Genomic DNA, 13,252 nt, shown 5'->3' with positions numbered 1-13,252 from the left:
CAAAGTGCATCGGGCCGTCTCCGGTCGGCCATCCGGTGCTTCATCCTCGCGCCGGGAACACCCTGACCGTGGCCAGGGGGGAGGACATGGCAAGGTACACCCGGCCTCCGGAAACGGGGAGTTCCTTCATCTCCCTTTCCCGGGCGTCACAAAGAAAAGCTTCCTCTATATCCATGTCCTCCCGGAAGAGGGTCACCTCGCGGAGACCGGGAAAGGGGGAATAAAGGCGGACGATATACCCCTTTCCACGGAGAGGTCTTTTGACCGCCGCCACCATCACCTCTTCTGGGATCGTTTTCCAGTGCAGGGGCTGGGCGGAAGGGCTTTCCCCCAAAGCCACCTTCAGGCAGGCATTGAGCGACTCCTCGCCTTCATTTGCGGGGGGCAGCAAGAGGGCGTATTCAATGACCTGGACGCCTCGTTCTGGGCCTGATGCCGGGAAAGAAAGGAGGGGCAGGATCCCAAAGACCCGCTCCCTGGAGGCGTTGCGCATGACTGCAAGTTCGAACCCGCGATCAGGGCCATAACCCACGCAGGACGGTACGCCCGGAAGAAAGGCAACATCCCAGCCTCCGTCTTCATCCTCGGGAATCACCAGTCGGCCGGCCGCCCAGAAGGTGGGTTCGTAAAGCTTTACCGAGGTACGCCTCACCAGTCCTCCGTTGACCTCCATGAGGAGGCACGAGACGTTCCTGGCAAGGGGGAAGCGAACCGTCGCGGTACGATGGTCGGCGACGCGCCCCTCCAGCCGCATCTCAAGCAGCGGCGATCCCTGGCGACACCATATCCTCCTTACTACCCGCAGCCCATCCAGCTCGGCGATGACCTCTATCCGGAGGAAATCCTCTCCTTCCGTAACCCGCACGGCCGCTTCCCAGTCCGAGCTGCATTCCCTCTCCCGGAAGGCACCCCCAAGGAACTCGTGGCCCATGCGCCAGAGTCCGCCGCCGTCGCGGTACAGGACCACGTCGTTCCCGGGTCCGCTGAGCACCTCGGAGCCCCTTTCCAGGTCCGCCAGCCGGGAGATGCATCCCCCGCGGCGGCGGTCGATCTCCAGCATGTAACGCGAAGTTTCCACCCGCAGAATATCATCCATTATTTTCCAGATTGGACGAAGGCGTGCGGTTTCACGTTCCGAGACAATGGCCTTTCTTCCGGATGGGCGAGACGTGGTGGCGTCCTTTTGAAGGTCGGATGTTGCGGGAACCGCCTCGCTGGGTTCGCCGGCGAGGATCTCCTCCAGGATCTCCCGTGCCTCCCTTCCCCACCGCAGCAGGAGTGGTTTCTGCTCCCTTTCCCATACCCGGGCCGGCGCGGTTCCGGTTATGAAGTCGTGGTGGTTGGCCATGAGCGCGCGGTCCCACAAGTCCCGCAGCCTGCGCCAGAGGGCTTCGTTCCGATCCCCGTCTCCCTTGAACTCGCGCTCCACGAGCAGCTTCTCTGCCGCCACCAGGCAGCGGACCACCGAATCCCATAACTGCTTAACCTCCGGCCGGGACAGGTAGAAGCCCATGAAGTAAGGGTTGGGATCCAGGCGCACCACGGGGAGGCGGGAGCGGTGGGCGGAGACCAGGTCCAGGTAATCCTCGAGCGAGGCGTTCACGACGAAGACACCGGTTTCCGGGTAGGCGATGCGGTTGTATTCCTCCAGGACCTCGACCAGGCGAGGCAGGGGATCGTTGAAATCCAGGCCGATAGGGCAGAACATGTACGGGGTGGGGGAGAGGGGTTCGAGCTGCCGGATGAAGCGGAAGATCTTGCGCAGGGATCGCTCTAAGTCCGTGGAGCGGGAAGGCAGCCCCACCTTCAACCCCATCCAGCGGGCCACCCCTCCGTGGATAAGGGTGTCCCCCTGCCCGTAGGTGAAGGGATTGAGGTGACAGAGGATCTCTTCGCCGTTCGCGTCCCTCCAGGTGAAATCGGCGCTGCGCTTTTCCCGCAGGAGCAGGTGGGCGCTGGATCCGGGAAGAGGGTAATGTCCGGGACGCCGGTAATCCGAACCGGGGAAGAGGAGTCCGTCGATCCGACTGAAGGCGGCGTATTCAAAGCCCATAGCTTTAAGCAGGGTAGGAAGGTTGGGACTGTTCCCGAAGTTGTCGGGCAGGTAGGCCAGGCGCGGTTCCTGGACCATGCCGTTTTCCCGCAACCACTCCTGTCCGTGAAGGTAGTCCCTGAATAGAGCCTCCAGCGGTGGAAGGATGGTGTCCGGGGTGTTTATACCGCTGCCGCTGAGCCGAATACGCCCGCTGTTGACCCATTCCCTTATCGTTTCCCTGTTTTCCGGGTTTCTTTCCCAGTACAAGCGGAGGAAGAAGACGGATTCCAGGCTGTATACCCGTTTCGGTTCCCTCTTGAGCCAGTAGATCATCCGGTCCAGGATCTTCTTGATACGCAGGCGGTAATATTCCTCGCTGGTCAGGAGCCAATCGGGATCCCAGTGGCTGGATTCGGCGAAGACCAGGACCTTGGCCGCGCTGGCGGGAATTTCCAGCTTTTCCCTGATCTCCTTCTCCTTTTCTCGCCTACTGGACATGTCTTACCACCCTCAGTCTCGGTGCGGGACAAAATGTTAATCGATCATTCGTCCTCTTGCACCTGGTGATATGATAACCGACGCCCGGGCATAGTTTGCCTTCTCCCTGGAAAAGAGAATAATATTTGGTTTGGCATTGTTCCTTCGCGAAGTTCGCTTGCAGGGAAGAGGGCTGCGAAACCGGGCAGGAGGAGGGATGGCGCTATGCTCAAGGAAGGCTGGCCCAAGGACGGCGTGATAGACGAGTGGTTCGAGGGGACGCTGGAAACGGCCTACGCCAGGAGGTACCCGAACCTGCTGGCCATTTTCAAGGAAGGGCTTGCCAGGTACCCGGACCAGGAGATATTCATCTTCCCCACCCTGAACCAGAGATACACAAGACGCCGTCTCGACGAGGTGGTGCGCAAGGTGGCCGCCTCCCTCAAGGAGGATTACGGCATCACCAAGGGGGACCGGGTGGCCATGATCCTGCTCAACAACCCCGAGTTCTGCATCAGTTACCTGGCCATCGCCGCCGTGGGCGCCATCTCCGTGGTCATCAACGCCAGGCTGGAGACGGATGAGCTGGCCTACCAGCTGCGCGATTCCGGGGCCCGCCTGGTCATCGTGGAAAACGAGCTCTACGAGAGGGTTAAACCACTTCAGGGAAAGCTGGAGAACCTGGAGACGGTGGTCACCACGGGCGACGAGGGAAGGGAAGGCACGGTGCCCTTCAGTGTGCTCCTGGCCCACGAGGCCCCGCCTTACATCGACGTGGAAGTAGGCGAGAAGGATATTTGTAGCATATGCTATACTTCCGGCACCACGGGACGCCCCAAGGGGAGCATCATCACCCACCGCAACGTGTGCACCAACGCCCAGGCCCTGCTGAGCTGCATGCCCTACCTCTTGCCGGAAAAATATACCGTGGACGACATATACCGGATTAAGCAGATGATATCCGTGCCGCTCTTCCACGTCACCGCCCTGCACACCCTTTTCAACCTCTGCCTTCTGGGCGCCTCGGCGGTGGTGCTGCCCGTTTTCCAGGCGGACCAGGTCATCGAGAGCATGATCGAGGAGGAAGTCAACTTCTTCGTGGGCGTGACGGCCATGTTCTGGCTGCTGCGCATGCAGCCCAATTACCAGAAGCTGGTAGAAGCTGGGCACCTGGAGGTCATGTTCCAGGGCGGCTCCCCCATGCCCCCGGAACTGGGGGAGCTCATGCTCAGGGATTTCCCCAACGCCAAGATAGGAAACGGTTTCGGGATGACCGAGACCACCTCCATCGGGGCCGGATCGCTTCTCCCCCCGGAGCAGGTCATCAAGAGGGGTTCCTCCATCGGCTGGCCCACTCCGCCCACCCTCTTCAAGGTGGTGGACGACCAGCTCCGGGAGGTCCCGGTGGGTGAGCCGGGGGAGCTCCTGATAAGCGGCGCGGGGGTCTGCCGCGGCTACTGGAACCTTCCCGAGAAGACCAGCGAGAGCTTCGTGGTGGACTCCGAGGGGCGCAGGTGGCATCGCTCCGGGGACGTGGTGGTCAAGGATGAGGAGGGCTTCTACACCATCGTGGACCGCAAGAAGGACATGATCCTGCGGGGCGGGGAGAACGTCTACTCGGTGGAGGTGGAGAACCTCATCCTCACCAACCCCAAGGTGCTGCAGGCGGCGGTGGTGGGGGTTCCCGATCCCGTCCTGGGGGAGAAGATAAAGGCGGTGGTCTTCCCCATGCCCGGCCATTCCCTGAGCCCGGAGGAAGTGGTGGAGTTCTGCCGGGGAAAGATCGCCGACTACAAGGTACCGGACTACGTGGTGGTCTCGGAAACCCCACTCCCCATGAACCCGGGCGGGAAGATCATCAAGGACCGCCTGCGCGAACTCTAAAAGACCCGCTTCTCCATGGGACGTGAGCAGGGCATGGAAAGGCCGGCCTCCGCGGGTGATCAAGCGTGCGCGTCAGGGAGCACGGAAACGGTTCGAAGGCGGAGGCCGGCCGACGGTCCGGAGACCGATATTTCAGGGCATCAGGTTGGCGAGCGAAATGGCGAAGGACATGTCCCCGTCTAGCTTCACCTTGCCCTGCATGAAGGCCATGGGCCCACTCAACTCCCCGGTGGCCATCTTGGCGAAGTCCTGCGAGGAGGCGGAGATGGTCACGCTGGGAGAGTCCGCCCCGTTGAACCTGATGGTCACCGGGAGGGTCCAGTTCCCGGGCATCCCGATCTCCAGGGTCACCGTGCCCTTGGCCCCGACTACCGCGTCGTATTGCTTACGCCCGGTAAAGGAGCTCACCATGTCCACAAGGGGACGGATAACCTCCTCGGGGATAGTGACTTCGAGCATGGGGTTTTCCAGTCCACCGGGATGCACGGTGATCTCCCTGGCGTCCTTGATGGAGATGCCATAAACCAGGCTCTTCTCCCCCTTGAGGACCAGTTGCACGGAGAAGTCAGTGCCCTCCATGTCGGGAATGGGCTTCTCCTGCAGCCGCTTGGAGACCAGGCCGGGCACGTAGGATTCCACGTATTCCTGCAGAGAGATGGTGTTCTCAGCCATGGATAAACCCCCTTGATCATTCCCTGGGATATACGGCCGGAACGCGATCCCGCTCGAAGCTCTTTCCGCTTACTCACTTCCCGCGGGGGGCGGCGTACCACGGGTCGTGGTCGCGATCGACCGTTTCCCCTGTCGGTTCGCAGTAAACCAACCTTTTCCCCTCTAGGCGCCGCAGCGCCCGCAAAATCTCTTTGCGGCTCAGGCCGAGGGATTCGGACAGTTCGTCCACATCCGCCCCGGGGCACTCCTCCAGGTAGGTGAGCACGCTCAGCGCGTTCTTCTTGAGCTCGTGCACCCTCTGGCGCCCCTTCTCCGTGAGGCCGATCTTCTCTAGGCTCCTCACCTCCTTTCGCGCCGCCAGGAAGGCGTCGAGGTCCTCCTGGGTGATGATGTACTTCTTCCCGACGCGAGCCGCCTTTAACTCCCCTTTGCGGATATAGTGCCTCACCGTCTGGATGTTGACCCCCAGACTCTTGGCCACCTGGTAAGTGCTCATATAGTTTTTCAAATCGCCTCCCGGCCTGTGCAAGGGTTGATGACCAAATGATATGTATACCTGATATATATGTCAATATTATTTTACGTTGTGATAAATTCGCGCAAATATTCCTTCGCCGTGGGGTTCCCCCTATGTGCGAGGGGACGTAGCGGGCATGGCGTCCACGTAAGCGATAGTTTCGGCGGTTGCGATTGACGGTTTTTCTCCGGGCCGTTGATGGTCCGCGCCGGTCTTGATCGAGAACGACGGAGCGTGAAAAGAGGGCGCGGTGAAAGTAATTCAGTCGTTGACCAGGGAGAGGGCGCGCATGGCCCGGGCCGTGGAAGGATATACCAGCACACCCCGGGAGAGGAGCCTGTCCCTCAGGCGGCGGGAGAGCTCCTCCAGGGCCATGTCCCGGGGGCCCAGGGCCCGCGAATAGAGGACCAGGATCACCGGCTTGCCCGTTTCCCGTCTCACCCTGACCAGTATCTCCGCCGCTTCCTCCAATCCCGTGTCCCCGAACAGCCCGTGGGCGAAATTCAGGGCCAGGTCGAAGACCAGGACGTCGGTGGTGGGATTTAGCGCCGCCTCGCGCATGGCGGCCTCGAAGACGGGTAGGTGGGTTAGGGGGGTGCCGATGTCCAGGGGATTGCCCACCGAGGACCCGGGGTAGACGAGTATCTCGCGCAGGCGCCGCTCGGTGTCCGCGTGGAGGAGTGGAACCTCCAGGCCCTCCGCCTCCGCCAGGTCGCCGGCGTAAGCGCCCAGCCCCCCGCCACCGCCGGAGATGAGCATCTTCCTTCCCGGCCTTCGCCCCAGGTGCTTCAGGGCCAGGAGCACGTCGCATAACTCGTCGACCCCGGAGACCTCGATGACCCCGCACTGCCTGAAGAGCCCTTCCCAGAGGGCGGAGGAACCCGCCAGGGAGCCGGTGTGAGAGGCGGCGGCCCGCCGGGAGGATTCCGACTTCCCCACCTTCCACATGACCACGTCCTTGTGGGAGGCCGCCTCCTTGAGGGCCTCGAAGAACCGTCGGCCGTCGGAGGTCCCTTCCAGGTAACCGGAGATGATCTGCGTGGCCGGGTCCAGTGTGAAGTAGCGCAGTAGGTCCACCTCGCTCAAGTCGGCGCCGTTCCCGTAGCTCACCACGGCGCTGAAGTGGATACCCAGGTCCCCGGCCAGGCGCACCACGTGGGCGGAGAAACCACCGCTCTGGGAGATGAAGGCCACCTCCCCCGGGACGTCGCTGAAATCGTGCCCGGGCAGAAGGGTGAGGCGGTTGCGGGGGTTGTAGATGCCGAAGCAGTTGGGCCCGATGATGCGGAAACCGCCGCCACGGGCGATGGAGACCGCCTCCCTCTCCAGCTCGGCTCCCTGTTCCCCCATCTCCCGGAAGCCGGCGGCCAAAAGGACCACTCCCTTGACACCCAGGCGGGCGCATTCCCGCAGGATGTCCAGGGAGCGGTAGGCGGGGATGGCGATGTATACCAGCTCGGGCACCTCGGGGAGGGAGGCCAGGTCGGGATAGCAGGGATGGCCCATGATCTCCTTTTCCCCGGGATTGACCAGGTACACGGGCCCGTTAAAACCGAAGGACAGTTGGGAAGCGGTGAAGAGGGATCCGAACTTAAAGGGCTTCCCCGAGGCTCCCACGATGGCCAGGGAGCGGGCGTTGATGATGGCGTCTATTTCCGCGAAGTCGAATTCCAACCTTACCACGTCCTTCCTGCGTGGTTAGATTATAACAGTATTGAGCTGGGGCAGGACGGACATAGGTGGTCTCGATGGCCAAGGCGCCCGGGATCCGGGATTAGCGCGGATCCGCCACCATGCCGATTGGCGATTCATGATTTACGAGCTTCGGGACCGCGTCCCTGCAGTATTGCGCCGTTGACCCTGCCATTTACTCATCGTGGCGCGGTGATGACCTTCCAGCTTGGAACCCCGAGCCTTGACTTCTCCGGTGGTCCCATGAATTACCTTTTGTGTTGCCGACGCCTAAGACGCGGGTATCACCCGCCCGTGTTATAATTCATCCATGGCTGAGCGGCTGCATTTCATGGACCTCACGGGGCCGGAGATCGATTCCCTGGACCGCGAGTGGACGGTCTTCGTCATGGCCCTCAGCCCCCTCGAGGTGCACGGACCCCACCTTCCCCTGGGCACCGACGTGTGGGTGGCGGAGGAGGTGCGGGACCGCGCGCTGGCGCGGCTGGAGGAGAGGAACCCGCGGCTCCGCTTCGTGCTCCTGCCCTCCTTCTGCCTGGGAAGCGACACCATCCCCGGGTCGGTGGAGGTGGACAGCCGGGCGGTCAACCTCCTCCTGCGGGGCATCGCCGGCTTCCTGGCCCGACGCGGCTTCCGCTACCTCCTGGTGGTGGACAACCACGGCGGGCCGCGGCACCAGATAGCCACGGCCAAGGCGGTGCGCAGGCTGTACCAAGAGCGGGGCTTTCACATCGTGGCGCCCTTCCTCTCCTTCTACCGGCGCATGGTGGAACTGGATCCGGGGCTCCTTTCCCGCCTGGGAGCCGGGCCGGGGGCCTGCGGCGACGCCCAGGATTGCCACGCCGGTCTTAACGAGACCTCGCTCATGCTCCGGGCCCACCCGGAGAAGGTGAGGCCCTCCTGGAAGGAACTGGGAAGAATTTCCATTAACCCGAGGCGATGGCCCGGCATCCTTTTGGGCTCGGCCGGAAAGGTGCTGCGACGCCTGGGCCGCGAGGAGCTAGGAAGGGATCTCTCCTACGTGGGCCTGATGCTCTGCTGGGTCACCGAGAAGCGCCCTTCCAATTACATAGGCGAGCCCCGCGCCGCCTCTCCCGAGGCGGGGGAGCGCATGCTGGACGCCTTCGCTGACGAGGTGGCGGAGCGCCTGGAGGCCGCCCTGCGGGGCGAACCTCCCTACCACACCCCCCTGGGGTGGAGCCTGCGCTTCCTGGAGCCCAGCCGCTGAACCCGGCCGACTCGCTCCCCTTCAGGGGATTTCGGCCACCCTCCTCCACCCGGTTTCCCTCGACCTGAACCGGGATCTCTCCTGGTCCGCAGACCGGGAATCGAGATCTCGAAAGGGGTAGTGCATGCATCTTCCCGGCATGAAATGGAAAACAATGCAATTTTCATTGCCTTTTCCCTTTTCTTGTTCACCCCGTCGACCCCAGGTCACTGGCGCCCTTCCGCGAGGACACGAAGGATGCGGGCCAGCTCCTGGAACTCCTCCCGCGAAAGGTCGCCAGTGACGGTTATCTCCAGCCCGCCGGCCACCAGGTGCATCTCCTGGCGATTGAGAGCCACGGTATAAGAGGAATTCGCTGAATCGCCGGGGAATTTTTCCTGCTGAACCAGGTAGGCTCCCGAAAGCAGGCCCAGCCCGGAGGTGTAATAACCGAAGTCCTCGACCAGGGGGACCTGCCTGATCTCCACCTGGCGGTTGCCGTCGCGCAGCAGGAGGTAGAACTCCCGGAAACCCTCCGGGAACTTCAGGGACTGCTCGGAGGGGGTGAGGTTGGAGGCCGCGGGATCCCGCCAGAAGGAACCCGTCTCCTCGAAGCCCGCAATTTCCGGTATCAGCGGCGAGAAGCCGACCTCCCCCGGTGCTGTCGTCCCTTCCGCGGGGCGGCACCCGCCGTCCTTGACGCTGGATTCGACGGGCACGGCGGGCCGGCCGAAGAGGGAGGCTACCTCCTGCGCGGATCCCGGGAAGGGTTCCAGGGGTTCCGGGGTGTTCACCGCCAGGTCCCGGTAGGTGAAGGCCACCTTGCGGTCGCCCTCCAAGTGCAGCTCCTTGCGCACCGGGAGTCCGGTTTCCCTTTCCAGCCATAACTCGGTCTGCGGGGTGAGGCCGGCGGCGGAGCGGAGATGGTAAGCGTCCTCTCCTTCCAGGTTTTCCCGGGAGAGGACTTCCAGGGACCCTCCCTCCAGGAGGGAAACCAGGGAATGGTAGTAATCAGCGTTTCCCATTAAATGGTAAAGAGAGAGATAGACACCGGTGCCCCTAATGGGCGGTACGTCCTCGAGGAACTCCACCCGGAGAACCTCTTCCGGTCCCGGGTTTTCCAGGGCAGCCCGCAGCACGCGGTTGCCGGACTGGGCGGCGTAGCGCAGGAGGACCACCTCCCCGCCCGCGTTCCGGAAAAAGCGGTAGCGGTACTGGTCGGGAAAGAGAAGGTGAAACTCCTCGCGGTATAGGTTGTCGCCGTCCACCGTCTCGCAGGTGAAGGCCAGGGACTCGATGTAACCCGCCTTTTCGCGGAGTAGTCCCAGGAGCTCCCCGCGCATGTCCGCCTTCCCGCATCCCGGAGACGAGGGGATGGACAGGACAAGGGCGGCGAGGACCACAATCGTGACCGGGGCGCGCCGCATACTTTTCTCCCTTCTCTTCCACCCGTTTTTATATACCCTGGGGAGGCGATTGGTCATCTACCCCGTGGGGGTCGGCCACCTGTCCGCTGCCCGGGAAGCGGCCCGGCGGCGCCGCCCAATGTTCCGTGTGCTTTCGTCACCTGGTAATGATACGCGCACGCCGTTTTACGGCATCGGCCTGCTTCCGCCCATTGCTTTTCCCTGCAACCCAACTAGGAGTGTACCTTCACCCATCAAGTCAACGATTCCCCTCCCCCGGCTCGCGCCGGCCCTGCCAACCCGGGTTCAAGCGCGGCATCGGCTTCGCGGGCATGACCTCGTTCCCGCCCCCGGCTCGCGCCGGCCCTGCCGGCGGCCTCCGGCTCTCGATGAGTCGACCCCCGGCACTTCTCCCTCGCAGATGTCGGGATTTCCCGGGAGCTGTAGTACAATGCGGAAGAAACGTGGGAACCAATCGGATGTCGGGTCACGGAGCGCTTTTTCCGCAGGGAGGAGGTCGAAGTAAGGAAATGAACGCGTGGAACGGGGACGCACCGGGGGAGCTTCCGGGGATCCGCGAGGTCATCCGTGACCGCTGGTCGGGCGGGAGGACGGGAGCCCAGGAGGAGGGGATGGAGTGGATTGACCCCCACGTGCACATCCTCCCTCCCCGGCGCATGGCGGGCCTGGTGCGCTGGGTGAGGAAGTTCACCCCCGGGTTCCCGGTGAGCGAGGGGATCACCCCGGAGGAGATCGTGTCCTCCCTGAGGGAATCGGGCATTCGGCTCTTTTTCAACCTGGTCTTTCCCCTCTGGGAGGAGGAGACGGAGGACCTCAACCGCTTCAACCGGGACCTTTGCGCGGAGATCCCGGAGGCGGTGCCCTTCGGCTCCCTGCACATCAAAACCCCGGACAAGGAGGGGGAAACCCGGCGTTGTATCGAGGAGTACGGTTTCCTGGGGATGAAGCTGCACCCCTACGCGCAGCGCTTTCCGGCCTTCGGCGAGGAGATGCGCCCCATGTTCAAGGTCCTCGACGAGCACCGTCGCCCCTTCCTAGTGCACACCGGGTTCGACGCCTTCTACGGCATGTACATGGACCTGGAGCGGATGGAGGCCACGCTGCGCGAGTATCCCGGCATGCAATTGGTGGCGGTGCACGCCCTCTTCCCCCGCTTCCGCCTGGCCCACCGCCTGCTGAGCGAATACGAGAACTTCTGGCTGGACATGACCAACACCATATCCTGCATGCGCATCTACGAGGACCTCAAGGCGAAGAGGAACCCCCTTACCCCCGTGGCCGAGAGCCTGGAGGTGGAGGAGGTGGACGAGAACTACCTCTGGTTCCGGCGCCTCTTCGAGGATTTCTCTTCCCGCATCCTCTACGGGACCGACTTCCCGGTGGGTTTCGGGTACCATCCCGCCCTCTGGGAGGACCTGCGCTACTTCGGGTTCGGGGAGGAGATTGAGAGGGACCTTCTGGGCGGGGCGGTGCGGAACCTCCTGGAACGCTGCGGCTTCGGTCACCTCCTCCCACCCCGGGAAAAAAGCCGGAAAGAAAGCCGGTGATCGGCCTTTCTTCGCTGGTGCCGGAACACAACGCATCCCTTTTCGTCGAGCAGGACCGGCGGGTCCGATCATCGCCTTGTCAAGGCTCGCCCCGGGAAGTGTTTGCCGAGGAAGAAGATCCCCGACGGAAAAACTGGCGATTGGCCTGCTTCTTCCCTTGAACGAGCTCGGCGGCTATGACCTGCGATGCCTCCGGCAGGTGGATCGGTGATTGACCGGCGGGGGGCGCGATCCCGAATGCCCGGTATTTACCTAACTTAAGTAACTGGAAGCGTTCCGGGCACCAGATTAGAATAGGGTCAGGCGGAAGTGGCAGGTCTCGGATGGGCGCGCGAGGAGGTGGGAAATGTCCGCTGTCAGGGATTACTTGAAGACCCAGCATCTGTTCACCATGAAGGCCTTCCTCTCCCCGGAGGAGAACCCCTCCCAGAGGGTGTGGTTCCACTTCGACGAGGAGGGCAAGGTGACCGGCCACAGCTTCGAGCCCGCGGACAAGGAATGGGACGGCACGGGCCCGAAGCCGGTGATCACCCCCATGGGCCGCTTCGAGGGAGAGGCCAAGCTCTCCGAGAGCTGGGCCGAGTTCATCAAGATGGCCGAGGAGGAGGAGCTAAAGCAGAGGGGCTCCTAGGGTCCCGGGGTGTCCCTGAAACACGGTTCCTGGACGAGAACGGGAAACCGGAGCTATGGACCCGGAGCGTGACCGGGGCCTCCCGTAGTGAGATATCCCGGGGAAGGGTGGTAACGCTGGAGGTTAAGGCGCCTGGGCGGGGCAGTGAATTCCCAGGATGGGAACCGGGGGCGGAGAAGGGACGCAGGTTACTGCCATGCCCTGGTCTACCCTGATCAGGGTGGGGGAAGCCCAGGAGGGAAGTCCAGGCCAAGGCGGAAACCCGGGTTTCGGCAGGTTCTGGTCGGGGAGAAAGCACTTCACGGAGGAGATCGTCGGCGAACAACCAGGCTCCCTCCGGGCCGGGAGAAAGTCTCCTTGCTTCCAGTGCAGTCAAACGGGATGCAAAACGCGTTCTTCCAGGAACGTTCATCGCCGGTAATGGGGATCTCTGAGTATGGTCATTATCGCATGGTGCAAAAGGCGTTCTCCCGAGGAACGTTCATCGCCGGTCGGCGGTCGAATATAATGAAGATTGGAGGGAGCCGGCCGGGTGGTCGCGGGCGCGCCGGCGGGCGCGCCTGAGGAAAGTCCGGACTCCACAGGGCAGGGAGCTGGGTAACGCCCAGGCGGGGTGACCCGACGGAAAGTGCCACAGAAAGGGAAACCGCCCACCGCCCCCTCGCGGGGGCAGGGGCAAGGGTGAAAAGGTGGGGTAAGAGCCCACCAGCGGTCCTGGTGACAGGGCCGGCTTGGTAAACCCCTCCCGGAGCAAGGCCAAATAGGAGCCGATGCCGTGGCCCGCGGCGCTTGAGGCTCGGGTAGGCCGCTTGAGGCCGTCGGTAACGGCGGTCCCAGATGGATGACCACCGCCCGGGGAATTCTCCCCGGGTACAGAATCCGGCTTACAGGCCGACTCCCTCCGTTCATTTTTCCCCGGGAAAATAGTTTGCCTCCACTCGTTTTTCCGCCTTTATGGGAATGTATCGGGCATTCCATCAACACCTCTTACTTCCGGAAGTATGCAAAAAGGTGGACGTAGGCATAACCCGCACGGAAAGATATTTCTTGACGTTAAAGGTTGTGCCCATAAACTTATGTAAAAACTTCTAGGCAATAGTTCTTGGACAAGGTAGCGTATACGAAATTGTGTCACCAAATCCATAGACATTATGGAGAGCAAT

At 62.6% G+C, this 13,252-nt stretch carries 9 protein-coding genes and 1 other RNA gene; 5 read left to right on the top strand and 5 right to left on the bottom strand.

Going from position 1 to position 13,252, the window contains the following annotated elements:
• Positions 1-40: 40 nt before the first annotated feature.
• Positions 41-2,533 (bottom strand): hypothetical protein, encoded by a 2,493-nt coding sequence (locus QME84_12165; protein ID MDI6875019.1) that lies wholly within the window; start codon positions 2,531-2,533, stop codon positions 41-43.
• A gap of 204 nt (positions 2,534-2,737) precedes the next feature.
• On the opposite strand from QME84_12165, the gene QME84_12160 reads away from it, so the two are divergent.
• The gene (locus QME84_12160; protein ID MDI6875018.1) at positions 2,738-4,396 is read left to right on the top strand and encodes a class I adenylate-forming enzyme family protein; all 1,659 of its coding nucleotides are present in this window, start codon (positions 2,738-2,740) and stop codon (positions 4,394-4,396) included.
• 132 nt (positions 4,397-4,528) lie between these two features.
• On the opposite strand, the gene QME84_12155 is transcribed toward QME84_12160, so the two are convergent.
• From QME84_12155 to QME84_12145, 3 genes are all read right to left on the bottom strand, one after another.
• The gene (locus tag QME84_12155; protein MDI6875017.1) at positions 4,529-5,068 is read right to left on the bottom strand and encodes an SCP2 sterol-binding domain-containing protein; all 540 of its coding nucleotides are present in this window, start codon (positions 5,066-5,068) and stop codon (positions 4,529-4,531) included.
• Between the two features lie 73 nt (positions 5,069-5,141).
• Entirely contained in the window at positions 5,142-5,576 is a 435-nt protein-coding gene (locus QME84_12150) for a helix-turn-helix domain-containing protein (protein ID MDI6875016.1), read from the bottom strand.
• A gap of 270 nt (positions 5,577-5,846) precedes the next feature.
• The gene (locus QME84_12145) at positions 5,847-7,268 is read right to left on the bottom strand and encodes a CoA-binding protein (GenBank protein MDI6875015.1); all 1,422 of its coding nucleotides are present in this window, start codon (positions 7,266-7,268) and stop codon (positions 5,847-5,849) included.
• 319 nt (positions 7,269-7,587) lie between these two features.
• Between QME84_12145 and QME84_12140 the strand changes: the two genes are divergently transcribed.
• Positions 7,588-8,505, top strand: coding sequence for a creatininase family protein (locus QME84_12140; GenBank protein MDI6875014.1), 918 nt, complete (start codon positions 7,588-7,590; stop codon positions 8,503-8,505).
• Between the two features lie 206 nt (positions 8,506-8,711).
• Here QME84_12140 and QME84_12135 read toward each other — a convergent pair whose 3' ends face one another.
• The gene (locus tag QME84_12135; protein ID MDI6875013.1) at positions 8,712-9,911 is read right to left on the bottom strand and encodes a hypothetical protein; all 1,200 of its coding nucleotides are present in this window, start codon (positions 9,909-9,911) and stop codon (positions 8,712-8,714) included.
• Positions 9,912-10,420: 509 nt separating this feature from the next.
• Between QME84_12135 and QME84_12130 the strand changes: the two genes are divergently transcribed.
• From QME84_12130 to rnpB, 3 genes are all read left to right on the top strand, one after another.
• Positions 10,421-11,458 (top strand): amidohydrolase family protein, encoded by a 1,038-nt coding sequence (locus tag QME84_12130; protein ID MDI6875012.1) that lies wholly within the window; start codon positions 10,421-10,423, stop codon positions 11,456-11,458.
• Between the two features lie 346 nt (positions 11,459-11,804).
• Complete coding sequence (locus QME84_12125; protein MDI6875011.1) at positions 11,805-12,089, top strand: hypothetical protein; 285 nt, start codon at positions 11,805-11,807, stop codon at positions 12,087-12,089.
• Positions 12,090-12,609: 520 nt separating this feature from the next.
• An RNA gene (gene rnpB / locus QME84_12120) (RNase P RNA component class A) lies at positions 12,610-12,992 on the top strand.
• Positions 12,993-13,252 lie beyond the last annotated feature (260 nt).

The sequence above is a fragment of the Actinomycetota bacterium genome (genome assembly GCA_030019255.1).
GTDB lineage: Bacteria > Actinomycetota > Geothermincolia > Geothermincolales > RBG-13-55-18 > Solincola_A.
This window is presented reverse-complemented; position numbering and strand designations above follow the sequence as displayed.

Bases quoted from the DNA above. Each gene is read 5' to 3' on its own strand.
- QME84_12165 (MDI6875019.1), bottom strand. From the start codon at position 2,533: ATGTCCAGTAGGCGAGAAAAGGAGAAGGAGATCAGGGAAAAGCTGGAA.
- QME84_12160 (MDI6875018.1), top strand. From the start codon at position 2,738: ATGCTCAAGGAAGGCTGGCCCAAGGACGGCGTGATAGACGAGTGGTTC.
- QME84_12155 (MDI6875017.1), bottom strand. From the start codon at position 5,068: ATGGCTGAGAACACCATCTCTCTGCAGGAATACGTGGAATCCTACGTG.
- QME84_12140 (MDI6875014.1), top strand. From the start codon at position 7,588: ATGGCTGAGCGGCTGCATTTCATGGACCTCACGGGGCCGGAGATCGAT.
- QME84_12135 (MDI6875013.1), bottom strand. From the start codon at position 9,911: ATGCGGCGCGCCCCGGTCACGATTGTGGTCCTCGCCGCCCTTGTCCTG.
- QME84_12130 (MDI6875012.1), top strand. From the start codon at position 10,421: ATGAACGCGTGGAACGGGGACGCACCGGGGGAGCTTCCGGGGATCCGC.
- QME84_12125 (MDI6875011.1), top strand. From the start codon at position 11,805: ATGTCCGCTGTCAGGGATTACTTGAAGACCCAGCATCTGTTCACCATG.